At 49.9% G+C, this 24,441-nt stretch carries 21 protein-coding genes and 3 tRNA genes; 5 read left to right on the plus strand and 19 right to left on the minus strand.

Features of this window, described 5'->3' with window-relative positions; translation table 11 throughout:
- The 6 genes from PKH29_09075 to PKH29_09100 all read right to left on the minus strand — a co-directional run.
- A partial coding sequence (locus PKH29_09075; protein ID HNX14991.1) for a [Fe-Fe] hydrogenase large subunit C-terminal domain-containing protein occupies window positions 1–1,690 on the minus strand: 1,690 nt, incomplete at its 3' end.
- Window positions 1,687–1,941, minus strand: coding sequence for a (2Fe-2S) ferredoxin domain-containing protein (locus PKH29_09080; GenBank protein ID HNX14992.1), 255 nt, complete (start codon window positions 1,939–1,941; stop codon window positions 1,687–1,689). The genes PKH29_09075 and PKH29_09080, both read right to left, overlap by 4 nt.
- Window positions 1,942–1,960: 19 nt before the next feature.
- Window positions 1,961–2,710 (minus strand): phosphotransferase, encoded by a 750-nt coding sequence (locus PKH29_09085; GenBank protein ID HNX14993.1) that lies wholly within the window; start codon window positions 2,708–2,710, stop codon window positions 1,961–1,963.
- Window positions 2,711–2,747: 37 nt separating this feature from the next.
- On the minus strand, window positions 2,748–5,375 hold the full coding sequence (adhE, locus tag PKH29_09090) for a bifunctional acetaldehyde-CoA/alcohol dehydrogenase (GenBank protein ID HNX14994.1): 2,628 nt from the start codon (window positions 5,373–5,375) through the stop codon (window positions 2,748–2,750).
- A gap of 111 nt (window positions 5,376–5,486) precedes the next feature.
- The gene (locus PKH29_09095; GenBank protein HNX14995.1) at window positions 5,487–6,422 is read right to left on the minus strand and encodes a LysR family transcriptional regulator; all 936 of its coding nucleotides are present in this window, start codon (window positions 6,420–6,422) and stop codon (window positions 5,487–5,489) included.
- A complete protein-coding gene (locus PKH29_09100) occupies window positions 6,419–7,060 on the minus strand; it encodes a redox-sensing transcriptional repressor Rex (protein HNX14996.1) in 642 nt (213 codons plus the stop codon). Before PKH29_09100 ends, PKH29_09095 begins: the two co-directional genes overlap by 4 nt.
- Before the next feature lie 161 nt (window positions 7,061–7,221).
- On the opposite strand from PKH29_09100, the gene PKH29_09105 reads away from it, so the two are divergent.
- Entirely contained in the window at window positions 7,222–7,719 is a 498-nt protein-coding gene (locus tag PKH29_09105) for a hypothetical protein (protein ID HNX14997.1), read from the plus strand.
- A gap of 125 nt (window positions 7,720–7,844) precedes the next feature.
- Window positions 7,845–9,530, plus strand: coding sequence for a M3 family oligoendopeptidase (locus tag PKH29_09110; protein HNX14998.1), 1,686 nt, complete (start codon window positions 7,845–7,847; stop codon window positions 9,528–9,530).
- 80 nt (window positions 9,531–9,610) lie between these two features.
- Here PKH29_09110 and PKH29_09115 read toward each other — a convergent pair whose 3' ends face one another.
- The 7 genes from PKH29_09115 to PKH29_09145 form a co-directional block, all read right to left on the minus strand.
- Window positions 9,611–10,348 (minus strand): ABC transporter permease, encoded by a 738-nt coding sequence (locus tag PKH29_09115; protein ID HNX14999.1) that lies wholly within the window; start codon window positions 10,346–10,348, stop codon window positions 9,611–9,613.
- Window positions 10,345–11,082 (minus strand): ABC transporter A family member, encoded by a 738-nt coding sequence (locus PKH29_09120; protein ID HNX15000.1) that lies wholly within the window; start codon window positions 11,080–11,082, stop codon window positions 10,345–10,347. Before PKH29_09120 ends, PKH29_09115 begins: the two co-directional genes overlap by 4 nt.
- A 3-nt stretch (window positions 11,083–11,085) precedes the next feature.
- On the minus strand, window positions 11,086–11,343 hold the full coding sequence (locus tag PKH29_09125; GenBank protein ID HNX15001.1) for an AbrB/MazE/SpoVT family DNA-binding domain-containing protein: 258 nt from the start codon (window positions 11,341–11,343) through the stop codon (window positions 11,086–11,088).
- Between the two features lie 551 nt (window positions 11,344–11,894).
- Complete coding sequence (locus PKH29_09130) at window positions 11,895–13,085, minus strand: LL-diaminopimelate aminotransferase (GenBank protein ID HNX15002.1); 1,191 nt, start codon at window positions 13,083–13,085, stop codon at window positions 11,895–11,897.
- Window positions 13,086–13,109: 24 nt separating this feature from the next.
- Window positions 13,110–13,952 carry a diaminopimelate epimerase gene (gene dapF / locus PKH29_09135; GenBank protein HNX15003.1) on the minus strand — a complete coding sequence of 281 codons (843 nt, stop codon included), beginning with the start codon at window positions 13,950–13,952 and terminating at the stop codon, window positions 13,110–13,112.
- Between the two features lie 46 nt (window positions 13,953–13,998).
- Window positions 13,999–15,936, minus strand: a complete 1,938-nt coding sequence (thrS, locus tag PKH29_09140; protein HNX15004.1) for a threonine--tRNA ligase — start codon at window positions 15,934–15,936, stop codon at window positions 13,999–14,001.
- Between the two features lie 428 nt (window positions 15,937–16,364).
- Entirely contained in the window at window positions 16,365–16,571 is a 207-nt protein-coding gene (locus PKH29_09145; GenBank protein ID HNX15005.1) for a FeoB-associated Cys-rich membrane protein, read from the minus strand.
- Between the two features lie 207 nt (window positions 16,572–16,778).
- Between PKH29_09145 and PKH29_09150 the strand changes: the two genes are divergently transcribed.
- Window positions 16,779–17,570 (plus strand): ZIP family metal transporter, encoded by a 792-nt coding sequence (locus tag PKH29_09150; GenBank protein HNX15006.1) that lies wholly within the window; start codon window positions 16,779–16,781, stop codon window positions 17,568–17,570.
- Window positions 17,571–17,813: 243 nt separating this feature from the next.
- Here PKH29_09150 and PKH29_09155 read toward each other — a convergent pair.
- The 6 genes from PKH29_09155 to PKH29_09180 all read right to left on the minus strand — a co-directional run bounded on the left by PKH29_09155 (window position 17,814) and on the right by PKH29_09180 (window position 22,485).
- Window positions 17,814–17,890 (minus strand) — tRNA-His (locus PKH29_09155).
- Window positions 17,891–17,895: 5 nt separating this feature from the next.
- Window positions 17,896–17,972, minus strand: a tRNA-Arg gene (locus PKH29_09160).
- A 52-nt stretch (window positions 17,973–18,024) separates the two neighbouring features.
- Window positions 18,025–18,098 (minus strand) — tRNA-Gly (locus tag PKH29_09165).
- Between the two features lie 144 nt (window positions 18,099–18,242).
- Complete coding sequence (locus PKH29_09170; protein ID HNX15007.1) at window positions 18,243–18,824, minus strand: hypothetical protein; 582 nt, start codon at window positions 18,822–18,824, stop codon at window positions 18,243–18,245.
- 203 nt (window positions 18,825–19,027) lie between these two features.
- Window positions 19,028–21,508: a glycoside hydrolase family 38 C-terminal domain-containing protein gene (locus PKH29_09175; protein HNX15008.1), complete on the minus strand. Its 2,481-nt coding sequence runs from the start codon at window positions 21,506–21,508 to the stop codon at window positions 19,028–19,030.
- Between the two features lie 23 nt (window positions 21,509–21,531).
- Window positions 21,532–22,485 carry a uroporphyrinogen decarboxylase family protein gene (locus tag PKH29_09180; GenBank protein ID HNX15009.1) on the minus strand — a complete coding sequence of 318 codons (954 nt, stop codon included), beginning with the start codon at window positions 22,483–22,485 and terminating at the stop codon, window positions 21,532–21,534.
- Window positions 22,486–22,666: 181 nt separating this feature from the next.
- Between PKH29_09180 and PKH29_09185 the strand changes: the two genes are divergently transcribed.
- Both PKH29_09185 and PKH29_09190 read left to right on the plus strand, forming a co-directional pair.
- The gene (locus tag PKH29_09185) at window positions 22,667–23,734 is read left to right on the plus strand and encodes a branched-chain amino acid aminotransferase (GenBank protein ID HNX15010.1); all 1,068 of its coding nucleotides are present in this window, start codon (window positions 22,667–22,669) and stop codon (window positions 23,732–23,734) included.
- Between the two features lie 13 nt (window positions 23,735–23,747).
- On the plus strand, window positions 23,748–24,206 hold the full coding sequence (locus PKH29_09190) for an S-ribosylhomocysteine lyase (protein HNX15011.1): 459 nt from the start codon (window positions 23,748–23,750) through the stop codon (window positions 24,204–24,206).
- The last annotated feature ends 235 nt before the right edge of the window (window positions 24,207–24,441 follow it).

Here is a 24,441-nt window from a genome sequence, read left to right on the forward strand (position 1 = left end):
TTTTTTTTTTCAAGCAGAAGACGGCATACGAGATCGACTCCTTCAGCTTGGTCAGCGCGATTTTGGTTTCGGCGGCCGTTTCACCCAGCAGCGAGGCAATTTCCTGAACGATTCGCATCTGCTTGTCCACAACCCGGTCGGCCGTTTCAACCGTCTGTTGGCTGAGCGCTTCTTTGCTCCTGCGTTCGTTCTCCTCGTCGGTGACATCCCGGAAAATTGAAATTAAATTTCCGGATTTTTTGTCGGGTACGATGGTGAGTTCCAGATAACGGTCGAACTCGGCGTAGTAATCGCGTTTGTTGACAACGTGTTTGCCTTTATTAAGTGTATCAATAAATACCGACGGATCCATCACGCGAATCACGGGACCGCCGAGCACATCGGAGCGGGTATTGATATTCAGCATCCTCATGGCCGCGGGATTGATCTGCTGGATTTCGCAGGCCTCGTTGACGACCATGATGCCGTTGGGGGTATTGTCGAGAATGTTGTTGGAAAACCGCTCAGATTTCTCCATCAGATAAGGCAGGCACATGTTGATTTCGGCCTTGCCCTGATAGACGGCGATCGCTTTATCGCGGCAGGTGTCATAGCCGCAGGTGCCGCAGTTGAGTTCGTCGTCTGGTGAAAGTTTCCCCATCTTTTTCAGGATTTCATTGATTTCGGCCTCACTCGGGCAGAGCTTTTTCACCTCAATGCAGGCGTGTTCTTCCGACAGCAGACAGCTTTCCGGCTGTTCGACGTCAAAGTCCTCTGTGCCTGCATATTTTGTGATTGCCTGATAGTGACGCAGCGGGGAATTGCGGTATTTTTCCATGATCGGGCCGCCGATGCAGCTTCCGATGCAGGAAGACATCTCAATAAAACAATGATGAATACTGCCGGCGGCGATGTCATTCAAGACGCTCTTGCAGTTTTCAATGCCGTCGATGCTGAGATAGGTATAAGCGGAGTTCTTTTTCAGCAGTGTCTTTAAGATGCCGCCTGTGGTCGGGAATAACCGCGCCAAACCTTTGCCGTCCCGGTCATCCCCGCGTTCCAGTTCAATTTCCGCCTTTTCCAACATGAACGTGAGTTCATCGAAGGTGAGTGCGGCGTCGACGGAGCTGAGGGCAGCTTCATCCTTTTTGGAAAGGCAGGGGCCGATAAATACGGTCTTGGCATTCGGATACCGACGCTTGATGTCGGCGCAGTGTGCCTGCATCGGCGTCACGACGGGCGCCAGAGTTCCTGCGAGCTGCGGATAATACTTTTCTACGAGCAGGTTGATTGTGTGGCAGCAGGAAGTGATGATGATATCCCGTTCACCCGAGAGCGCCAGTTTCTCATATTCGCGCTTGACCATCGTCGCGCCGATTGCGGTTTCCTCAGCATCGAAGAAACCGAGCTTCTTCAGTGCTTTTTGCAGTGCCGAAATCCCGCAGCCTTCGTAATAGGCGGCGAAGGAGGGTGCGATACTGGCAATCACCGGAGCGTCCTCTTTTAAAAGCACGCCCACAATCTCGGTTTCGTCGGCCACCTTTTTGGCGTTTTGCGGGCAGACGACATAACAACGGCCGCACAAAATGCACTCATCGGCGATGACGTTGGCCTGATTGCCCGAAAATCGGATCGATTTGACCGGACAATTACGGATGCATTTATAGCAGTTTTTGCAGTTTGATTTTTGAAATTTCAAAAATTCGGTCATGATTTATTCAGCTTCAATCTTTTCATAACTTCCTGTTCGAAAAATGCTTTTGTTGTCTCAGGGGAGACCGAAAAGCTCTCTTCGTCGATCGTGACGTTGACGCCGCTTTGGCATTTGCCCATGCAGAAAGTGCCCGCAAGATCAATCTGGTCTTTGAGATTGTTTTCCGCAATCAAATATTGAAGTTGTTCCACCACCTGGCGGGAACCTTTGATATGGCAGGAACTGCCGATGCAAACGGTGATTTTCATGATTACAGCCTCCGTTTTATTATTCATAATCCACGACGTTGACCCACCGCAGCAGGAATTCGCGCTCCTGCGGTCTGCCCTTGACCGACTGCGACGCGGCCACGATCGGCATCCACTTCTGCACATATTGCCGAGCAGTATCGGTCTTTTTGCAAAACAGATTCAGATATTTCTCGGCGCCGTCGATGTCTCCAGCCAGCCAAAACAACAGATAAGTGCGAGCAGCATCGGCGGATGCGTTGCCCTGTGTGACGTGTGACCAGTCGAGAATATAATGCGCGCCGTCGGGTTTGATGATGATGTTGGACGGATTAAAATCCCCGTGGCAGATTTTTTTATGCGTCGGCATTGCGTCCAGACGAGTGTGCAGTTCATAGCGGGTGGTGGCGTCCAAGGTGCTTTCGCTGATTTTTCGATTCATTTTGTCCTTGAGTTTATTGAGCAGAGGGGCCTCGTGGGAGAAGATCTCCGTCTGGATGTCGATGAACAGATCCAAATAGCGGTCGAAATCCTTCGGGTTTTCGTCCATCTGCTGCTGGAGCGTCTTGCCCTCGATAAATTCGGAGCGGATCGCCCATTTGCCGTCGAGTTTCATAACCTCGATGATTTTCGGCACATTCAAACCCGTCTCCTCGATGCGCGCCTGATTCAGTGCTTCGTTGAGAATGTCGGATTTCGAATAGTCCGCATCGAATACCTTGAGCACGGTTTCGCCGTCCCGGTAGACGGTTTTTCCCGTCCTGACGGCGATGATTTTGTCGGCGTTGATACTCATCCCATGTTCCTCCTTATATTAATTAAATTGTTCAGATATCTTTATGTTCACCGTAAAAGGCGTTCAAATACATCTGCTTGATCTCGCTCATCAGCGGGTAACGCGGGTTGGCCGAGGTGCACTGGTCGTCAAAGGCCTGCTCGGTCATTGCATCAAGCCGCGCCAAAAAGTCATCTTCGTTCGCAACGTAATCTTTGATCGTCGGTTTGATGCCGATATAGGCTTTCAATTCGTCGATCTTTGCGATCAGTCCGTTCAGCTTGTCGGTATCGGTCTTACCCTTAATACCCAGGTAATCGGCGATTTTGGCATAGCGTGCGAGGGTGTGCGGGTGATCATACTGCGAAAACGTGCCCATTTTAACCGGGACATCGACCGCGTTATAACGCAACACTTCGTCCATCATCAGCGCGTTTGCGACGCCGTGCGGGATGTGGTGGAATGAACCCAGCTTGTGGGCCATCGAGTGCATCACGCCCAAGAAGGCGTTGGCGAATGCCATACCGGCCATGGTTGCGGCATTGGCCATTTTCTCGCGTGCCACAGGGTCGGGTGTGCCGGAGCAGGCGCTGTCATAAGCACGCGGCAGGTATTCGAAAATCATCTCAAGCGCTTTGAGCGCGAGCCCGTCGGTGAAATCGGTCGCCAGCATGGAGGCAAAGGCCTCGAGCGCATGCGATACCGCGTCGATGCCGGAGGCGCTGGTCAGACCGCGCGGTGCGTTCATCATCATGTCCGCGTCGACAATTGCCATTTTGGGCATCAGCTCATAATCGGCAAGCGGATATTTGACGCCGGTCTTTTCGTCGGTGATCACGGCAAACGGCGTGACCTCGGAGCCGGTACCCGCAGAGGTCGGAACCGCGATAAAATAGGCTTTTTCACCCATTCTCGGGAAGGTATAAACCCGCTTGCGGATGTCCATAAAGCGCATGGCCATGTCCATAAAGTCTGCCTCGGGATGTTCATACAGCACCCACATGATCTTGGCTGCGTCCATCGCCGAACCGCCGCCAACCGCGATGATCACATCGGGTGAAAAGGCGGTCATCAGCGCCGCGCCCTCTTTGGCGCAAGCCAGTGTCGGATCGGGTTCGACATGGGAAAACGTCGTGTGCATCAGGCCCATCTCGTCGAGTTTTTTCTCGATGGGTTTGGTGTAACCGTTGGAATATAAGAAACTGTCGGTGACAATAAAGGCCTTTTTCTTGTGTAGGACATTGCCGAGTTCGTCGAGTGCGACGGGCAGGCAGCCTTTTTTGATATAGACCTTTTCAGGTGTACGGAACCAGAGCATATTCTCTCTCCTCTCGGCGACGGTTTTGATGTTGAGCAGATGTTTGACGCCCACGTTTTCCGAGACGGAGTTGCCGCCCCAGCTTCCGCAGCCCAGCGTCAGCGACGGTGCGAGTTTGAAATTGTACAAGTCGCCGATACCGCCTTGCGCCGACGGAGTGTTGACGAGAATGCGACAGGTTTTCATGCGTTCGGAAAAACGCGCGAGTTTTTCGGTTTCGGTCAAGGCATTCAGATAAATCGAAGCAGTGTGTCCGTAGCCGCCGTCCGCAATTAGGTGATCGGCTTTGTCAAACGCATCGTCGATATTCTTGGCGCGGTACATGGCCAGCACGGGGGACAGCTTTTCGTGTGCGAATTCTTCGGATAAGTCCACACTCTCGACTTCACCGATTAAAATCTTGGTCTTTTCGGGCACTTCGACATTCGCCAGAGCAGCAATTTTATAAGCGGTCTGACCAACGATTTTCGCATTGAGTGCACCGTTGATCAAAATGACCTTGCGGACTTTTTCGGTCTCTTCTTTGTTCAGAAAATAGCAACCGCGGTCGGCAAATTCCTTTTTGACCTGTGTATAGACTTTATCGAGGACGATGACCGATTGCTCGGAAGCGCAGATCATACCGTTGTCGAAGGTCTTGGAATGAATAATCGAGTTTACAGCCAGCACGAGATCGCCGGTATCGTCGATAACGGCGGGCGTGTTGCCCGGGCCGACGCCGAGTGCGGGTTTGCCCGAAGAATAGGCGGCTTTGACCATGCCGGGGCCGCCGGTTGCGAGGATAATATCGGCCTCTTTCATCACGAGGTTGGTCATGTCCAAACTCGGTGCGTCAATCCATGCGATGATGTTTTCGGGCGCTCCGGCTTCCACGGCTGCTTCAAGGACAATGCGGGCCGCTTCAATGGTGGACTTTTTAGCTCTCGGGTGTGGGCTGAAAATGATCCCGTTGCGGGTTTTCAAAGCGATCAGTGCCTTGAAGATCGCGGTGGAAGTCGGATTTGTCGTCGGGATGACCGCGGCGATGACACCGATCGGCTCGGCGATTTTTTTCATGCCGAAAGCGGCGTCCTCTTCAATGACACCGCAGGTTTTTGTGTTTTTATAAGCGTTGTAGATATATTCGGACGCGTAATTATTCTTGATGACTTTGTCTTCTGCGATGCCCATCCCAGTTTCTTCAACAGCCAGCTTTGCCAGCGGAATGCGCGCCTTGTTTGCCGCCAAAGCCGCAGCGAGAAAAATCCGGTCGACCTGTTCTTGAGAATAAAGTGCAAAGCGTTTTTGTGCCGCACGCACTTCAGCCAGACGCTGTTCCAGTTTCTCTACGCTGTCGATGATCGGATAAGTGATTGCCTTCATACGAACCCCTCCTGATGTTTATGGCTTAATCATAACATCGGGAATCGGGTTTGTGAAATGCTTAAGTTGAATATCGATATAACAATATCGATATGACAATATCTAATAAAACTAAAACAAAGATCGTTTAATTTTTGTCAATTCATCTAAAAAGGCCTTGTCGATGGGGGAGAGGCGATAGTCCTGCTTGTAAATCAAAACATCGCGGTATTTCCGGTCGTTTTCGGCGCAGGTGCGCTGCACAAGCAAATAGCGTTCAAGCATACGCTTCGGAACAGGGGAGCCCCATATGTAAGTATCGGAGACTTCTGAAAGCAAATCCATCTGGCTGCCGCGCTCGAACAGATAGATATGTTTATCGGCCTTGCCGTCGGCCGCGCCGATTGCTTCGTTTTTGCGGACGGTGCTCATCGACAGCGACGGCACATAGGGGTCAGCGTGCCCCAGTTCGACAAACGGGGTCAGGTCGCGGATCGAAAGTTCATTCTTTTCGGCAAGCGGATGCTTCGCTGACATTAAAAGCACCGGGGTGAACTCATAAATGACTTCAAAGGCGAGTTCCTTTTCCCGAAACATCTCTTTATAATTCTTTTCATAAATCGACTGATACCGTACGATGCCGAGTTTATAATCCGCGTTCAGCATATTGCTGATGGCGCGCTGGGCGCTCGTCTCGCGGAAAGTCAACTCTGCGCTCGAAGTCCTGTCCAGCTTTTTAATAAACTCGGTAAAAGCGCAACAGATATAACTGGCTCTCGGAACCGAGATGGAAAACTGCCGCGCGGGTTTATCGCCTTTTTGGTACATGGATTCGATCTCGTCCACCTGTGTGAGTACTTTTCTCGCATACCCTAAAAACTCGTCGCCCTCCGGCGTCGGGTAGATGCCTTTCGGCGTGCGCTTAAACAGGGTGACGCCGAGAGTATCCTCGAGTTCTCGGATCGCCCGGCTCAAGTTCGGTTGGGAGGTATAAAGCCGCTCGGCGGCTTTGGTCATGGAGTTGGTCTCGGCGATTTCGACGGCATATTTCAAATGCAGCAGGTTCATTCGCAGTCCTCCGGATAATCCTCCCGCAGATGCTTGGAGAGGATTGCGAGCGACGAAGCTAGATTTTCGTTTTCGATCAATACATTATCGGGAACTCGAAGAATGGTGGGCGCAAAATTCCAAATTGCTTTAATCCCACAAGCAATCAGGCGGTCACAAATCTCTTGCGCTACCTTTACAGGTGTGGTGATGATGCCCAGTTTGATATTTTTGTTTTGACAAACGACCTCAACATCCTGAAGCGGGAGTACGGGTTTTCCGTTGATTATCGTTCCTACCACAGCTTCACACAGATCAAAAGCTGCGATGATATCTAAACCGTAATCCGAGAAGCCGTGATAAGAAAGAAGCGCTTTTCCGAGATTGCCTGCGCCGACTAAAATGGTTTTGGTCTCGCTGCCGTACCCCAGACATTGCTCAATCTGTCCGATGAGCTGTTCCACGTCGTATCCGGTTTTGGGCCGTCCGGAACCGCTCACGGCACCCAGGTCTTTGCGCACCTGGACCTCGTTGAGCCCGAACGCTGCGGCAATGGTAACGGAGGAGATATTCTTTCGGTCGCCTTTGATTGAGTTTAAATAATGCAGATAAACCGGCAATCTTCTTAAGGTAGTGACGGATATCTCCTTTTCGGTCACAAAAATCACTCCAATCTGTATACTGTTTACTATAACATGTTTTCAATTTTAGTCAATACGTTATATATCGATATCTCATTATCTGTTTGACTTCTTACAGGGATTTACAATCCTGCAGCCGAGTGATACAATGATATCGCCATCAGGAAGGTGAGTATATCATGCGATTTATTGTTTTATTGGCGAAAGCGATGATGAGAGCCATGGCCTCAATCCCGATTCTCGCAGTTCTCTATATCCTGTTTTATTTTTTATTCACAGGTGTAAGCGCAGTCGGTGCACAGGTATGGGCGTTCATCGGATTTTCGCTCTCTGCTGCTGCGGTGTGCATCGGTGTGATTTATTCAATTTGGGCGTTCGTCGTTCCGTTTAAAAGAGCGGTATATTCTCTGAAGAAGAAAATTCATCTTTTTTATTTCGGAGATACAGCGAAGTTTGCTTATGAACGCCTGTTTGAAAAAGCTAACGAGTATATGAAATTATGGCGCACTGCTTCGGGAAGGGTAAATTTAATCACCATACTTTTGCTGCCGACACGAATTTTCTCGGGCATTTCTCTTTATGTATTCGGTACGTTATTTTTATCAATTTTTATTCTGTTAACTTTACCGATGATATCGCTGGCGTCGGTAAAACAAACCGATCAATCAAGAGAATAATATTCATCTGGTTTTATTGTATATTACACTGTTAAATTTTATTGACTGTGGGTATATAGTTATAAGCTTGACAGAAAAGCTAATTATGGTAAAATAGTGATAATAAAAGCAAAGGATTTGAGCAGATGAAGTTTTCCGAAATGCAGTATGTCCGGCCCAACCCCGAAAAAGTCGGTGCAATATATGAAAAACTGATCGCGCAGGTCAAAAATGCCGAAATCGCGCAAGATGTGTTCGACGCAATTATGGAACACGAAAAAGTTCTGATGGATTTTTCGACTGCGCAGGCGTTGGTGAATGTCCGCCACTCCATCGACACCGAAGATAAATTTTATGATGAGGAAAACGACTTTTTGGATCAGGCGGGGCCGTTGTTTGAAGAGAAAATGCAGCCGTTTATTAAGGCACTGCTCGACAGCAAATTCCGCCCCGACTGTGAAAAACGATTCGGCAAGCTGCTGTTTATCAATGCCGAACTCTCGGTCAAGTGCTTTTCTCCGGCCATCATTGACCTGCTGCAGGAAGAAAACAAACTCGTCAGCGAATACGACAAGCTCATTGCGAGCGCCAAGATCGATTTCGACGGCAAGACGTTGAATTTGGCGCAATTGGGACCGTATAAAGAAAACGCCGACCGCGCTGTACGCAAAGCCGCTTACGAAGCCGACGGAAACTTCTTTATGTCCCACGAAAAAGAGTTTGACGAAATTTACGATAAACTCGTCAAAGTGCGCACCGAGATCGGCAAGAAGCTCGGTTACAAAAATTTTATTCCGGTCGGTTATATGCGCATGCAGCGCAACTGCTACACACCCGAAATGGTCACTCGGTTTCGCAAACAGGTACTCGACGATCTGGTTCCGGTCGCAAACCGCCTGCGCGAAATGCAGGCAAAGCGCATCGGACTTGACAAACTGTCGCTGTATGATCTGCTTTATACGTTCAAAGAGGGCAACCCAAAACCCGACGGCACCGCTGATGAACTGGTCGCCGAGGCCGTGAAAATGTATCACGAGATGTCGGAGCGCACCGGCGTTTTCATCGATTTCATGATCGATAACGGCTTGATGGATCTGGTGACCAAGCCTAAAAAATGCGGAGGCGGCTTCTGCACTTTCTTTGCAAATTACAAATCCCCGTTCATCTTCGCCAATTTCAACGACACACAGGGTGATGTCGGCACGCTGACCCATGAAGCGGGACACGCCTACGCGTTTTACGTCGCCGGAGACGACGAGATTTACGAGACCGCCGGGCCTTCGCTCGATGCCTGCGAAATCCACTCGATGTCGATGGAGTTTTTCGCGTGGCCGTGGCTCGAGAAGTTTTACGGAAAAGACGCCGAACGTGCGCGGCTCGCGCACCTCGAGGACGCGGTCACATTCATCCCCTACGGCACAATGGTTGACCACTTTCAGCACATCATGTACGAAAACCCGAACCTGACCCCGGCGCAGCGCCACAAGGAATGGATGAAGCTCGAAAAGCAGTATCGCCCCTATATCGATTTTGAGACTGTGCCGTGTTATTCGCAGGGCAGGGGTTGGCAGCGCCAGTCGCACATCTATGAAGTCGCGTTTTATTATATCGATTACTGCCTGGCGCAGAGCGTCGCATTGGCATTCTGGGCACAGAGCCGTAAAGACCGCAAAAACGCCTGGGAGCGTTACAACAAGCTCGTCGACTGCACCGGCAAAAAGACCTTCACCGAACTCTGCAAGGTCGCCGATATGACGGACCCGTTCACCGACGGCTGTTTAAAACAAGTCGCCGCCACGGCGTTCGAGTATCTGAACCAGTTATCTGAATAGTTAACAGTCAGCAATGAAAATTGAGCAGTGACAACGCTATTTGTTGTCACTGCTCACTTTAAACTGTGGTTGATAAATATTTACACCTTGTCGCTTTTCATCTTTTTGCTGAAGACGAAAATCGCAATTCCCAAGACTACCGCCGCGTAGCCGATCACCCACCACAAGTCGGGCATGATGGCCGCGTAATTGCCCGAGAGCGCGCTTCTTCCGGCGTTGACCGCGTGCGCAAAGGGCAGGGCATAGGCGATGGTTTTGAACGCGCCGCCAACAAGATTGAGGTCGAACCAGGTGCCGGACAGCCATGCGCTGAGGTTGGTGAGCAGTGCGCCGCAGATGCCGCCGACTTGCTTGTCGTTGAATACGCTGCCGCACAACAGCCCGATGCCGATGAATAAAACCGCTGTCGGAATCTGCACCGCAATCGAGAGCAGGATGTTTACCGTCACCGTCAAACCGAGCGCGATAGCCACCGCAAAGCAGACGGCGATTTGAGCGAGTGCCATCGGAAAAATCGGGAGTATGTACCCCAAGATGAAGTCCGAGGACGTCATCGGCGAGGTGAACAACCGAAGCAAAAACGAACCCGTGCGGTCTTTGGAGATTAATGTCGCCGAGAACAGCGATACAAACGACAGCCCGAACACTGCGATGCCCGGTGTAAGCTGGTCGATTTCGAACATCGGGATCGGAATATTAGCTTGAATCGTCGAGAGCAGCAGCATGACCGCAACCGGGAAACCGAGGCCGAACGCGAGATTGAGCGGGTCACGCAGCATTTCTTTGCGGTTGCGGGACGCAAACCAAAGCATTCTCATAAAGCCGCTCCTTTCGTGTCGGTTGCCAGTGCGATAAAGGCGTCTTCGAAATTCTTCGCGCCGGTTTTTGCAATCAGTTCTTTGGCGGTTCCGATAGCTTTCAAATGTCCGTCCGCCATAATCCCGATTCGGTCGGAAAGCGCCTCGGCTTCTTCCATGTAGTGGGTCGTCAGAATCATCGTGACCTTACCCTTTAACGCGCTGATGGCTTTCCACAGTTCGCGTCGCGCAAGTACATCCAGCCCGAGCGTCGGTTCGTCTAAAAACAGGATTTTCGGATCGGAGATCAACGCCATCGCAATGCTCAGCCGCCGCTGCATGCCGCCCGATAGAATTTTCGCTTTTTTGTCCGCGACTTCCGCAAGTATAAAGGTCTCGATCATCCGGGCGGCTTTTTCCTTGGCGGCCTTTTTGTCCGCGCCGTAAATCCCCGCGATCAGTTCCAGGTTTTCGCGCACGGTCAGGTTGCGGGCAATCGCAGTCTCCTGTGGGGAGACGTTGGTGTTCTCCTTGACCTTATGCGCGGCTTTGACAATGCTGTCGCCGAGCATTTCGGCATCGCCGGAAGTCGGTCTGCAAAGCCCCGAGAGCATTTTGATGGTCGTGGTTTTGCCCGCACCGTTCACTCCGAGCAGCGCAAACAACTCGCCGTTTTCAATCGATAAGTTGAGATTGTTAACAGCGGTTTTATCTTTAAATTTCTTGGTCAGTCCGGTTGTCTGAATCGCAGCCATCGCTCATTCCTCCGTGATCTCTCGCGCGTTTTTGATCTGTTTTGAGAATTCATGTAATGCGTCGTGTAAAATGTCGCTTTTGACAATCGCGATACCTTGATCTTCGTCTCCGAGCAGCAATAACATATCGCCCGGCTTGATGTGAAAGACATCACGGGCCTCTTTGGGGATGACAATCTGCCCTTTTTCGCCGACCTTGACGGTCCCAAAGACATATTTGCCCTTGGGGGCACCGCTCGGTGTATTTGTTCCATTATCCATTCTAACATCTCCTACAAGTATGAAATGTAGGAATAGTATAACATATATACATTAAATTATCAATACAAAATAATGTAGGGCGGGATGCCCACATCCCGTCGCGTCCCTGTAGGGAAAGGTCTTGACCTTTCCGAGCGAGCGAAAGGTGTTCGCACTAATTTATTGTTTTGATGATATAAAATAAATAACACCATGTCATTGCATCATTTATAACACTTTCACAGGTTGTCCACAACCTGCCAGGTTATAAATTTGCACGGAAATCTGTGTGAATGGGGAAAACCGTGCGACAAGAACGAGAACAGGGATTCCGACCCTTACAACGAGGGTACCCCCTTGTGGTCGCCTTTATGTTCGTTAATTTAACTTGAATATCATCAATGTGACACATCAATGCGGATGCTTTTGGCGGGCGATTCTGCCCTCATCGGACTGCGGTCCGACGGAAAGGTCAAGACCTTTCCCTACAGAGACACGGGCTGTGGTCAGCTCGCCCTATCATATTAAAAAAACGGTATCGTTTTTGCGATACCGTTTTGTTTAAACTTAGTTTACTTTAAAATCTTCTTCAGCCGTTCTACGGCTTCTCTGGTGCGTTCGGCATTGCCGAAGGCGGTCAGGCGGAAAAAGCCCTCACCGTTTTTGCCGAATCCCGCGCCGGGTGTTCCGACCACCTGCGCCTTTTGCAGCAGCAAGTCGAAAAAGTCCCACGACTTCATGTTGTTCGGGCATTTGAGCCAGATATACGGCGAATTCTTGCCGCCGCAGTACCAGATGCCGAGTTCGTCGAGTGCCGCGCCGATCACGGCAGCGTTATTTTTATAATAGGCAATCTGTTCGCGGGTCTGGCGGAAACCGGCGTCGGAGAAGACCGCAGCCGCGCCGCGCTGGATGATATAGCTGGTGCCGTTGTATTTGGTGGTCTGGCGGCGCTGCCAGCGCTTGTTGACCGAAACACCGTCAAAGACGAGCTCGTTCGGTACGATGGTGTAGCCGCAACGGGTGCCGGTGAAGCCGGCTGTTTTGGAAAGCGAGCAGATTTCGAGGGCGCACTTCTTTGCACCCTCGATCTGATAAATCGAGGTCGGCAGAGCGGGGTCATCGACAAACGCCTCATAGGCCGCGTCAAAGATGATCAGTGCCTTTTGTGCCAGCGCATAATCGACCCACGCTTTGAGTGCGTCGAACCCGTAAACCGCACCGGTTGGGTTATTCGGCGAGCAGATGTAGATCACATCGGCTTTGACATTTTTGTCGGGCATCGGCACAAAGCCGTTTTCGTAGTTGGCGTTTGAAAAGATCACCTTATGTCCTGCAATGACGTTGACGTCGAGATAAGCCGGATAGACCGGATCGGGAAGCAAAATCGTGTTGTCGGTGTCGAGCAGATCCATGATGCTGCCGAGGTCGCTCTTTGCGCCGTCGCTGACAAAAATCTCATTGTCCTCGAGCGAGACATTCTTTTTGGCGTAATATTTTTTTAACGCTTCGGTCAAAAAGTCATAGCTGTAGCAGTTGGTCTCGGGGCCGTAGCCGCGAAAGCCCTCGGGCGTGCCCATCTCACGGACGGCTTTGGACATATCGGTAACCACCGCCTCACAGAGGGGCAGGGTGACATCGCCGATTCCGAGCCGGATGACATCCGCTTTCGGGTTGGCCTTTTTATATTCGTTGACTTTTTTGCCGATGGTCGCAAAGAGATAACTTTCTGGGATGTTGTCGAAATTGTTGTTGAGCTTCATGTCGGTCTCCTATGTTTATTGTTTTTAATCTGCTTCCACAGTGCCGTCAAACACTTTTACGGCGGGGCCGGTCATTAAAACGCGTTCGTCGGTATAGTTGATGGTCAGATCGCCGCCGCGCAGATGTACGGTGATATCTTTGCCTTTTTCGCAGATGCCGTTCAACACCGCCGCGACCGCCGCCGCGCAAGCGCCGGTGCCGCAGGCCAGTGTTTCGCCGCTGCCGCGTTCCCAGACCCGCATGGCGATCTCGTTCTTGCCAATCGGTTTGACAAATTCGGTGTTCACGCTGTCGGGGAACAGATGGCAGGTTTCGAAAATCCGGCCCGTATGTTCCAGATCAATCGAGTTGATCTCGTCACGGAACACCACGCAGTGGGGGTTGCCCATGCTGACGCAGGTGATCAGATATTGAATACCGCGAAAAGTCTGGGGGACGGCGATGGCCGTTTCCATCGGAAGTCGTACAGGGATTTTGGCGCATTCCAAAATAGCTTTGCCCATATCGACCGTCGCCCCGACGCAGATGCCGTCTTCAATTTGAAGCTGCAGTGTCTTCACACCGGAGAGAGTATCGATCTTGACGACCGGTTTTTTGGCAATACCGGTGTCGTAGATGTATTTACCTACGCAGCGGATACCGTTGCCGCACATCTTACCCTCGGAGCCGTCGGCGTTGAAAATGCGCATCTTGGCGTCGGCAATGTCGGACGGACAAATCAAAATCACACCGTCCGAGCCGACCGAGAAACTGCGCGGGGACAATTCAATCGCCAGCTTTGAGGGGTTTTCGACCTTTTGTTCAAAGCAGTTGATATAGATATAGTCGTTGCCGATTCCGTGCATTTTTGTAAATTTATAAAGCATCTTTTTCCTTCCTTTCGTGCCGTTCCTCCGTTGTTATATCTTTGTTTTACCAAATTACTTTAGAGGCGATGTCTTTTTGTGCCAATGCGATAAAATCGTCAATCGGCATTGAACCGATATCGCCCTCGCCGCGTTTACGAACCGAGACCGTACCTTCCTCGAGCTCTTTTTCACCCACCACCAGCATATACGGTATCTTTTGCAGCTGTGCCTCACGGATCTTGTAGCCGATTTTCTCGTTGCGGGTGTCGAGTTCGCAGCGCAGTCCGGCGGCGACCAATTTGTCGTTAACTTTTTGTGCGCCGTCGAGTGTCTTGTCGGAAATCGGCAATACTTTCGCCTGTACCGGCGACAGCCATAGCGGGAACGCGCCGGCATACTTTTCGATCAACAGCGCAAGTGTGCGTTCGTAGCAGCCGATTGAGGTGCGGTGGATGATATAGGGGTTTTTCTTGCTGCCGTCGGCGTCGGTATATTCCATGCCAAATTTTACCGCCAGCATCTGATCAACCTGAATGGTAATGAGTGTATCTTCTTTACCGTAGACATTTCTGATTTGGATATCTAATTTCGGTCCGTAGAAAGCGGCTTCGCCGACGCCGATCTTATAAGGAATCTGCAGATGATCGAGGATTTTCTGCATTGTGCTCTGCGCTTCATCCCATTGTTCGGGTGTACCGATATATTTATCGGTATCGGCGGGATCCCACTGTGAGAACCGGTATGAGACGTCTTCATACAAACCGAGTGTCTTGAGCATAAACAAAGCAAGCTCCAGACAACCGCGGAATTCGTCTTCCAACTGATCGGGGCGGCATACCAGATGCCCTTCGGAAATCGTGAACTGGCGGACGCGGATCAGACCGTGCATCTCGCCGCTGGCCTCGTTGCGGAACAATGTCGAGGTCTCGTTATAGCGCAGCGGAAGATCGCGATAGGAACGTGCGCGGTTGAGATAGGCCTGATACTGGAACGGGCATGTCATCGGTCTGAGCGCAAAGACTTCTTTATCTTTTTCCTCGTCGCCCAAAACAAACATTCCGTCGCGGTAGTGATCCCAGTGTCCGGAGAGTTTATATAAATCACTCTTTGCCATGAACGGAGTTTTGGTCAGCTGCCAGCCGCGTCTTGCTTCTTCATCTTCGACAAACCGCTGCAGCAGCTGGAGAATTTTCGCGCCCTTCGGGAGCATGATGGGAAGCCCCTGTCCGATCAGTTCGGAGGTGGTGAACAGCTCCAGTTCGCGCCCGAGCTTGATATGATCGCGCTTTTTGGCTTCTTCGAGCATCGCAAGATATTGCTCGAGGTCGGCGGCTTTTGGGAACGCCGTGCCGTAAATGCGCTGCAGCATCTTGTTTTTTGAGTCGCCGCGCCAGTAAGCGCCTGTCGAAGAAGTCAATTTAAACGCTTTAACCAAACCCGTGGCAAACAGATGACTGCCTGCACAGAGGTCTGTGAAGTCGTCCTGTTTGTATAAGCTGATCTCCTCGCCTTCGGGAAGATCTTCAATCAGTTCAACCTTGTAAGGCTCGTTCTTTTCATGGAAATAGACGATTGCTTTGTCGCGCGGCATTGAAAAACGCTCGAGCTTGTAGTTGGCCTTGACGATTTTCTTCATTTCATCTTCAATCTTTTCGAGAATTTCGGATGTAAATGGGACGTCGATGTCAAAATCATAATAAAATCCGTCTTCGATAGCCGGGCCGATGGCGAGTTTAGCCTGCGGGTACAGGCGTTTGACCGCCTGTGCTAAAATGTGCGAAGCGGTGTGGCGGAAAGTCCATTTGCCGTCCGCATCGTCCCAGGTCAAAATCTGCAACTTACAATCCCGGTCGAGCACATGGGTCAAATCAACCCGTTTGCCGTCGACCAATGCCGCCAGCGCACCGCGCACCAGTTCTTCGGAAACCGACTTTGCCGCGTCGTAAACGGAGAGGGGCGCATCAAATTTGACGACTTTTCCGTCTTTCAGTGTGATGTTCATGTTCATCAATCCTTTCTGAGTTTGAAAGAGTTTATTAAAAAAATAAAAACACCCCACGCAGGTAAATTCCTGCAAGGGGTGAGAGAATTCCCACGGTTCCACCCTTGTTCATCAAACCGAACTGATAAATTCGGGAAGAATTTTTCGGAAGAAAAATTCTTCAGAGGAATTCGTTTAGCGAATTCCTATTGATCCTTCATTGGGGCTTCTTAACGCGAAGAGACGTCCGCGCCTATTCATTGAGTTCGGGCGGAAGCTCGGGAGTGGTCGTACCGTCTTGCGAAAAGCCGCTCGCAGCAAACGCAGCTCTCTCTGATTCGTCGGACAACGGTCACATCTCCGTCGAAGCTGATATCATATAGTATATCACCGGTGAAAGAAAAATGCAATACCGGTTTTCGGATTTTTGGAAATTCTTGTTTTATCAATCATTTAAGATTATTATTGTTCGTCGTTTTGTTATCTTTTAAAAGATCACAGCTTCCCGTCATCGCACAGCCGGAACAACCGCAGCCGCAGGAGGACTTTCCCTTTTTTTGATTCCGTATCATTACGATAATGATCCCGGTAATCGCAGCTGCCAACGCCAAACAAATCAAAACTTTTGCAAGATTATCGATGAACCAGGTAAACATATGACTGCCTCCGTTTCTTCCGATAATTCCGATAATATTATTATATCACAAAAGCGTGTAAATTTCTCTGAAAAAAATCCGGCTTGATTATTTTAATCCAATCGTGTACTATATTCGTGTACAATCATTAGGGTTCGGTATGCAGTAAATGAGAATAACCCTTTTGACTTTATAAGCAGAGAAATATTAAAAACGGAGCATTATGAGATGAACAATATCGTCAAAGTTTTATTCGGCCTTTTGATTCCGTTTGCCGGGACAACGCTCGGCGCGGCCACGGTCTTTTTTATAAAAAAGCAGATGAAGCCGTGGCTGCAGAAAGCGATGCTCGGATTTGCCTCGGGCGTGATGATTGCGGCGTCGGTTTGGTCGCTTTTAATTCCGTCAATCAACATGGCCGGAAAGAGCGGGGGGATTTCCTGGCTTCCGGCTGCTGTCGGATTTTTGCTCGGAATCGGGTTTTTGCTGACGCTGGACTCACTGATTCCGCATCAGCACGTCAATTCGGACGAACCTGAGGGCAGAAGCGTTTCCTGCGTCAAAAAGTCCTCGATGCTGATTTTCGCGGTAACGCTCCACAATATTCCCGAGGGAATGGCCGCCGGTGTCGTGTTTGCAGGATTTTTAAACAAAAACAGTTCCATCACGTTCGCCGGAGCTCTTGCGCTTGCCGTCGGCATAGCGATTCAAAATTTTCCCGAGGGTACAATCGTCTCATTGCCGCTTGTCGGATCCGGAATCACCAGGCGCCGTGCTTTTACTTACGGTTTTTTATCGGGCGTAGTCGAGCCGATCGGCGCAGCGCTGACGATACTGTTAACTTCGCTGATCACACCGATTCTGCCGTATATCCTCGCATTCGCCGCCGGTGCGATGATCTATGTCGTTGTCGAGGAGCTCATCCCGGAGTGCCAAAACGGAGAGCACAGCAACATCGGCACCATCGGCGTCGCGCTCGGTTTTACGCTGATGATGATCCTCGACGTTGCGCTGAGTTAATTATTATTGAAACAATAGATGAAGTTTTGACCATTCAAATTCGTAATGATTCAAAATAGAATGTTTCTTAATACCGGTTTGAGTGAAATCACCGTTAGAGAGGTCGGGCGAATGCTATCGACCGCTTTCCCCTTCGGGGGTGACAGGAGGTTTTTAGAGCGAAGCGGAGAAAACCGACATCAAGAGGGGGCAGAGCCCCCTATAAAAAAATAGCGTTCTGGTAAATACCAAAACACTATTTTTTGGGGTGGATAGTGAGATTCGAACCCACGGCCTCCAGAGCCACAATCTGGCGCTCTAACCAGCTGAGCTATACCCACCACGTTGGCACGCCAAGGGGGACTCGAACCCTCAACCTACTGCTTAGAAGGCAGTTGCTCTATCCTGATGAGCTATTGGCGCATTCATTTTTAAAGGTATATTGGAAAAGAAATATCGCCGCATAAGCGATATTTGGAGCGGGTGATGGGAATCGAACCCACGCAGCCAGCTTGGAGGGCTGGAATTCTACCATTGAATAACACCCGCAAAAACCCCGCTGCCACAAAAATCTCTTGTGACGAGCGGGGTTTATTATAACATTCCGTTGGGTTGATGTCAAGACCGAATTTGCGCTATCCGACCATCTTTACTCGAAAAAGAATTTTAGGGCAAGAGATAAAATGATTTTTTTTAATCAATTGCTTGTGTGAAATTCTTCAAAATATCGTTGATCGAATCACCGCTGTCAAGATGAATGCTGATTGTCGGGCGAAGATTACCGCAGACCTCCAGATCCCACAAATAATAATAGGAAAGTGTACCGTCGGATGAGAGCCCGGATATCATCGCATAATCGGCATCTCCGATTTTAATATATTCTATATCTCTGAATGTAACTTCGGAAGTTTTTGCAGAAAGCCGGTTTTTAATTTGCTCATCGGTAATATTTCCTTCTGTCTCATAAGAATATGTGATGCTTATTCTGTTCTTTTGATCAACGGTTTTATAAAAACAAACATCAGTAAACCCGGTTTTCGAATTTGTGAGATCTTCATCGGTGGGAAGTGAGATGTTAAAGTTTTTGTATACTTCCTCATCTGAGTAAACGCCCCATTTCTCGGGAATGGTGAAAGACAGTTTAAAATAATCGTTTGTATAAACACCATCAGCAACGGTGCCTCTTTTGGGCGAACCGCTATATATACCGGAGGAGCAAGCAAGAATTAAGACTATCAGAAATAAAATCAATGTTAGTACAACGATTTTTTTCAAGATAACACCTACTTTCTTTTATTGCATAATTTTAACATTACCTTCTCTAATTGTAAAGTATTGGGTTTACAAATTTATCTCAAAATTGTAACAGTTTTATCCAACATAAAAACATGTGCAATTTACGGGGGAACAAATAAAATAACCAAACAGCCCAAACCGGAAATCGGTCTGGGCTGCTGATATTTATTGAAAAAATAAGTTTACCCGATCATCTTTGCGACGGTGATTTTGCCCTTCTTGTCGGCTTTGAGCGTGATGATCTCAAACGGCTGGGCGTCGACGGCATACTCCGTGCCCCAGACCGGGAATTTGGCGGTGGTTTTCAAGGGGCGTGGGCTGGCGTTAAACAGACGGATGCGGTAATTCCCGTCGTCCTCGACGCGCACCGTGATCAGCTCCAGTGCGTGATTTTCGATCTCGCACAGAGCTTTCGGACGTTTTCCGGTCACCGGCGGCAGATAGCAAAGCGGAACCGGCGGCTGATGAACCTGAGCGCATTGGAAGTCGATTTCGTCCGAAATTTCTCCGGCGTCTCCGCCGATGAGATAATAGTCGTAAAGACGTTCTCCCATGTCGATGCGCGGGGTCAGGCGGTCGGTCGGTAAAATTTCACGGTTCTCCCAGGGGTGTCCGGAATAAGCCGGAGTGCGAAGTACGCTCATACGGATCTCGCCGTCTTTGCAGTCGGAGCCGTAGGTGCCGGTATTCAACACGCCGAAGGCATCTTTTCCGTCGGAAAGCATGACCCAGCCGTGCGCGACGCGCTCGGTGCCGTCGGCGTTCAGCGTATCGCGTCCGTAAGCCGTTTTGCCGATATAGACGCCATTTTCGATCATCGTCGGAAGAGAGAACTTGAGCATCACGCTGCGGTCCATCGAAAACACGCGCAGATTGATCCGGACGTTTTTGCCTTGCTTGGGCAGATAATACCGCATACACAGCGCAGAGTTTTTATAAGTGAAAACCGATTCGATCACGGTTCTGACTTCGCCGTTTTCAATTACGCGTACGCAGGGAAGCGATTTCGGCGTGACGCCGCAGATCTCAGCGGTGCGCTTTTTGGAAGCGGGTTTGAATTCGCCGATGACGTTTCGGAATTCGGTTTGTTTCATCCCCCACGGGTCAACAGTGTCGGCGATGACCAACAGTTTTGCCGCACCGGGTTTTAAATATTCTTTGCCGTTCACACAGTAGCTGTCCATCAAACCGGTCTCGGTGTTGATCTTGACAGAGAGGGTGCCGTTGTCAAAACTGAAAAGCCCGTTTTCGGCTTGCATCGGCATACGGAAATCACCGAAAACCACTTTGTTCACGATATTAAACCGTGAGACGCTCATCGGGGGAAGCGTTGCGGTAAAAGTAACCTTCTTCGCCCAGTCGAGCGGAAGATTGGAACTCTCTTTTTCGTTCTGGCAGGGCAAAGCATTTCCGTTTTCGTCGTGGACGATGCCCGTGGTGTAGCCGCCCGCACGGTTGGATTCCATATTCATATATTCGCACTCAACTTCGCGGGTAATCGTATAGGGCAGGGGATTACAGACAAGCACCGGCATCTCTCCGGCTTTCGGGGGTGTCTGACCGCCGCAGCCGGCGAAAAACGCCTTCATGTTGGCTTTCGCTGCGATCTCAAGACCGTGTCCCATGCCCTGAAGCACGTCGTTTTCGACCTGTTGGATGCTCGAGCCGGGCAGCGAGTCGTGGAACTGCCAGAACATCAGATCCTCCCATGCCGAATAGAGCTTTTCTTTCGGATAATCCGCGAGCAGGCCGTTGGCTACCATAGCGGAACTCAGTTTTTCGGCGATGAGCAGTTGGTTTTCGAGTTTACGGTTGGTCTGTTTGACTCTTGTCATGGAAGTGTAGCAGCCGATGGCAAAGGACTGAAACGATTTGTTCAATGCAAAATCGGGTTTGCAGGTCTTTTTATAATCTTCAAAAAACTTGTCGGGCGTCGAATGAACGACTTTTATATCGCTTTCGGAGATGAATTTATCAAGGTCTTTCATATCGATTTCGGACGGTCCGCCGCCGTGATCCCCGATGCCCCAGAGCGCGCAGACGACGGCTTTGTCTTTTTGCATATCGGAGAACTCGTTGACGGTCTTCATCACGTTACCCATTGAGGAATTATAGCGGTGACCTTTAAAGACATAAATCTTACTGCCGCAGAAGCCGTTCCACTCAAAGACCCGATTATTGAAAGATTCGGCCGCACCGTCAAGCCGTTCCGGACGGCAGACAATATAATTGGAATATCCGGCTTTGGCCATAATTTGAACCAATCCGATGGTGTGCCCGAACGGGTCAAAGTTGATTGCGGTATCAAAGCGGTCAATGCCGAACTTTTCACGGAAATATCTCTGGCCCATTTCAATTTGACGCACAAATGATTCTCCGCAGGGCATATTGCAGTCGGGCTGGAGATACCAGCCGCCCATCAGGTTCCATTTGCCCTCTTTCACCAGCGTTTGAATCTCACCGAAGAGAACCGAGTCGTATTCTTCGATGTATTTATAAAGTACCGCTTCATTATGGTTAAAAATAAAGTTTCCGTATTGTTTGCAGATGCGCACGGCGGTACGGAAGGTCGAAATGGCAGCACCGATGCCCTCCTCGCGGTTCCATAACCAGACGGGATCGATATGGGCATTGCAAATGAGATGCAGATGTTTCTTTTCCATGTTGTTTCCTCCAATATAGCGATTTATCGGTAAATTCCTTCGGCGCGCCAGATGCGGTTCATCAATTCGTAACGCTCCAGCGGCATTCCGGTGTAGACACAGTTTGAAGTGCAGAAGATGTAGCCGTAACCGTCCATCCCGTCATGCAAAGATCGGCGGATGTCGGCGATGCATTCTTCTTCGGTGCCCGTTTGAAGCAGCGCACAGTTGACGTTTCCGCACAGCGCCACTTTGTCTCCGTAAAGACGTTTTACTTCAGCCAGCGAAACGCCGCCCTGCGGGTCGAGTGAATGCAGGGCGTCGGGGCCGCACTGAACCATCTGATCGATAATCGGCATGATATTGCCGTCGGTATGTTTGATGACATAATAACCGCGGTCATGGTAGCGCTTGGTGATTTCCGCCAGATAAGGCGTAACAAATTCCGAAAACATGTCCGGCGAAAAGAACGGATTGACGTTGAAACAGTAATCCGCGCAGAGCGCAAGACCGTCGAGAATACCGGTGTTGAAGCATTTATCGATTTGTTCGGTATACTCCTCGACGCGCCGGGCGGCAAGGGCTTTCATCCCTGCCTCATTTTCGTATAATTGAGTGGAGAAATCGAGCATATCGGTACCGTTCGGAATCGAAAAAGTGGGGTCACCGTGCATCATCAAAAAGTATTTATCCCCGCTTTTTTCACGGATACGCGAAAGTACCCGCTGTGTCCCGTCCGGGCAGCCGTCGACGCCCTGCACGAAGATGGCAAAATGATTGTAGTGTTCGGCGATGGTGATGTACATATCCGCGATATTGTCAATGTGAAGGTTACGTTCTTTGTCGCTCATCTGGTTCCATTGATAAAACGACACATGGCACGGATGAACCCGGCCGAAAGCTTCCATTGTCAGATAAAACACGAGTTCAAAATGGGGGACAAGCCCGGTAATCGGTTCCCGTTTCAACGCTTTGATGAAAATTTCACGTTTGGTCATGGATTGGTAATCCTTTCAAATGTGGTTTGAAAAAAATACAGTTCTCAAATCTCTCCTCTGCGAAGTCATTATCATTATATCAACAGACAAATCAAAGTCAAGGGCACATTTGCATTTTCCTTTTGAATATGTTATACTCGGTTATATTTTAATTTGGGGGATGTTTTTCTTGAAACCTTGCATGAAACCTCTTTTTATTCCGGCGGCACATTTGAAAGAAAAACCGACTGACGAATCAAAACTCGGATTCGGCAGGATTTTTACGGATTATATGCTTGTCGTAGAATACGAGGAAGGCAAGGGCTGGTACGATCCCAAAATCATGCCTTACGGCCCGATCGAACTCAGTCCCGCGGCAATGGTTCTTCACTACGCGCAGGAAGTATTCGAAGGGCTCAAGGCCTATCGCACGGCAGACGACCATATCCAACTGTTCCGCCCCATCGAAAACATCCGCAGAATGAACCGTTCCTGCGACCGCCTGTGCATCCCGCAGCTCGACGAAGACAATTTTATGGAATGGATGACGGAACTGATCACGATCGAGAAGGATTGGGTTCCGCATGCACCTGCTGCCTCTCTGTACATTCGTCCGTTTATCTTCGCGACGGACCCCTATGTCGGCGTCAAACCCTCCCATACTTATAAATTCATCATCATTCTCTCGCCGGTCGGAAATTATTACCCCGAGGGCGTCAAACCGGTCAGCATCTATGTTGAACACGAATTTACCCGCGCCTCAAAAGGCGGAACGGGTTACACCAAATGCGGCGGGAACTATGCCGCCTCGATCAAATCACAGGTCAAGGCAGGGCAGCTTGGCTATACTCAGGTGCTTTGGCTTGACGGCGCAGAACGTAAATATATCGAAGAAGTCGGCACAATGAACGTCTTCTTTAAAATCGGCGATGAGATCGTCACACCCGAAAAAGGCGACAGCATCCTCGGCGGCATCACCCGCATGTCGGTACTCGAACTGCTGCGCCATTGGGGCTATACCGCCAACGAGCGGCAGCTCTCGGTTGCGGAGCTTGAAAAAGCCGCAAAAGCGGGCAAACTCGTCGAGGCGTTCGGCTCCGGCACTGCGGCGGTCATTTCTCCAATCGGCCTGCTCGATTTCGGAGATATGAAAGTCACGATTAACAACGGCGAAATCGGTTCGGTGACGCAAAAGCTCTACGATACACTCACCGATATCCAGTGGGGCAGAATTTCCGATCCGTTCGGATGGATCAAGCGGATTGTGTAACTTAACGAATTAAATGGAAAAGATTGCGAGTTTCACGGTCAATCACAATCACCTCACACAGGGGATTTACACTTCCCGCAAAGACGGCGATATCGTAACTTACGACCTTCGTTTTCGCCGTCCCAACCGTGAAGCGGTGCTTTCAAATGCCGCTTTGCACACCATCGAACATTTGATGGCGACGGTATTGCGAAACGGCTGCTTGAAGGACAAGGTCATCTATTTCGGACCGATGGGCTGCCGGACGGGCTTTTACTTATTGCTGCGGGGCGCAAAACCCGCTGATGCCATCCGCGTTACGGTCGAAGCGTTAAAATCGGTCTCCGAATGGGATGGGGAAATCCCCGGTGCTGCCGAGGCCGAATGCGGAAATTACAAGGAACACGATCTCATTGCAGCTAAAAAAGAGGCAGCTGCGATGGCCGATATTTTAAAAAATTGGACGGAAAATGACTTGGTATATCGCTCCTGAAACGAGGTGATTCCTTTGCCACATGACGCGGCTTCCGCTTTAAAGCCGAAATTTTTATCATACGAATATTTCAGAGCAAAGAAAAACCGGCCAAACGGCCAATATATCTATTATTTTTATATTCTTTGTTACAAAACAGGGCTTCGGACAGTCTCGCTGTTCCGTAAAGCCGGTATTTTTTTCAAGGAATTGTTCCGGTTTATATTTATCGGTTTAATCGCCGGAACGGTCGTCA

The sequence above is a fragment of the Oscillospiraceae bacterium genome, from assembly GCA_035353335.1.
Taxonomy (GTDB): Bacteria; Bacillota; Clostridia; order Oscillospirales; family JAKOTC01; genus DAOPZJ01.

Bases quoted from the DNA above. Each gene is read 5' to 3' on its own strand.
- PKH29_09080 (HNX14992.1), bottom strand. From the start codon at position 1,941: ATGAAAATCACCGTTTGCATCGGCAGTTCCTGCCATATCAAAGGTTCC.
- adhE (HNX14994.1), bottom strand. From the start codon at position 5,375: ATGAAGGCAATCACTTATCCGATCATCGACAGCGTAGAGAAACTGGAA.
- PKH29_09095 (HNX14995.1), bottom strand. From the start codon at position 6,422: ATGAACCTGCTGCATTTGAAATATGCCGTCGAAATCGCCGAGACCAAC.
- PKH29_09105 (HNX14997.1), top strand. From the start codon at position 7,222: ATGCGATTTATTGTTTTATTGGCGAAAGCGATGATGAGAGCCATGGCC.
- PKH29_09110 (HNX14998.1), top strand. From the start codon at position 7,845: ATGAAGTTTTCCGAAATGCAGTATGTCCGGCCCAACCCCGAAAAAGTC.
- PKH29_09115 (HNX14999.1), bottom strand. From the start codon at position 10,348: ATGAGAATGCTTTGGTTTGCGTCCCGCAACCGCAAAGAAATGCTGCGT.
- PKH29_09120 (HNX15000.1), bottom strand. From the start codon at position 11,082: ATGGCTGCGATTCAGACAACCGGACTGACCAAGAAATTTAAAGATAAA.
- PKH29_09125 (HNX15001.1), bottom strand. From the start codon at position 11,343: ATGGATAATGGAACAAATACACCGAGCGGTGCCCCCAAGGGCAAATAT.
- PKH29_09130 (HNX15002.1), bottom strand. From the start codon at position 13,085: ATGAAGCTCAACAACAATTTCGACAACATCCCAGAAAGTTATCTCTTT.
- dapF (HNX15003.1), bottom strand. From the start codon at position 13,952: ATGCTTTATAAATTTACAAAAATGCACGGAATCGGCAACGACTATATC.
- thrS (HNX15004.1), bottom strand. From the start codon at position 15,936: ATGAACATCACACTGAAAGACGGAAAAGTCGTCAAATTTGATGCGCCC.
- PKH29_09145 (HNX15005.1), bottom strand. From the start codon at position 16,571: ATGTTTACCTGGTTCATCGATAATCTTGCAAAAGTTTTGATTTGTTTG.
- PKH29_09150 (HNX15006.1), top strand. From the start codon at position 16,779: ATGAACAATATCGTCAAAGTTTTATTCGGCCTTTTGATTCCGTTTGCC.
- PKH29_09175 (HNX15008.1), bottom strand. From the start codon at position 21,508: ATGGAAAAGAAACATCTGCATCTCATTTGCAATGCCCATATCGATCCC.
- PKH29_09180 (HNX15009.1), bottom strand. From the start codon at position 22,485: ATGACCAAACGTGAAATTTTCATCAAAGCGTTGAAACGGGAACCGATT.
- PKH29_09185 (HNX15010.1), top strand. From the start codon at position 22,667: ATGAAACCTCTTTTTATTCCGGCGGCACATTTGAAAGAAAAACCGACT.
- PKH29_09190 (HNX15011.1), top strand. From the start codon at position 23,748: ATGGAAAAGATTGCGAGTTTCACGGTCAATCACAATCACCTCACACAG.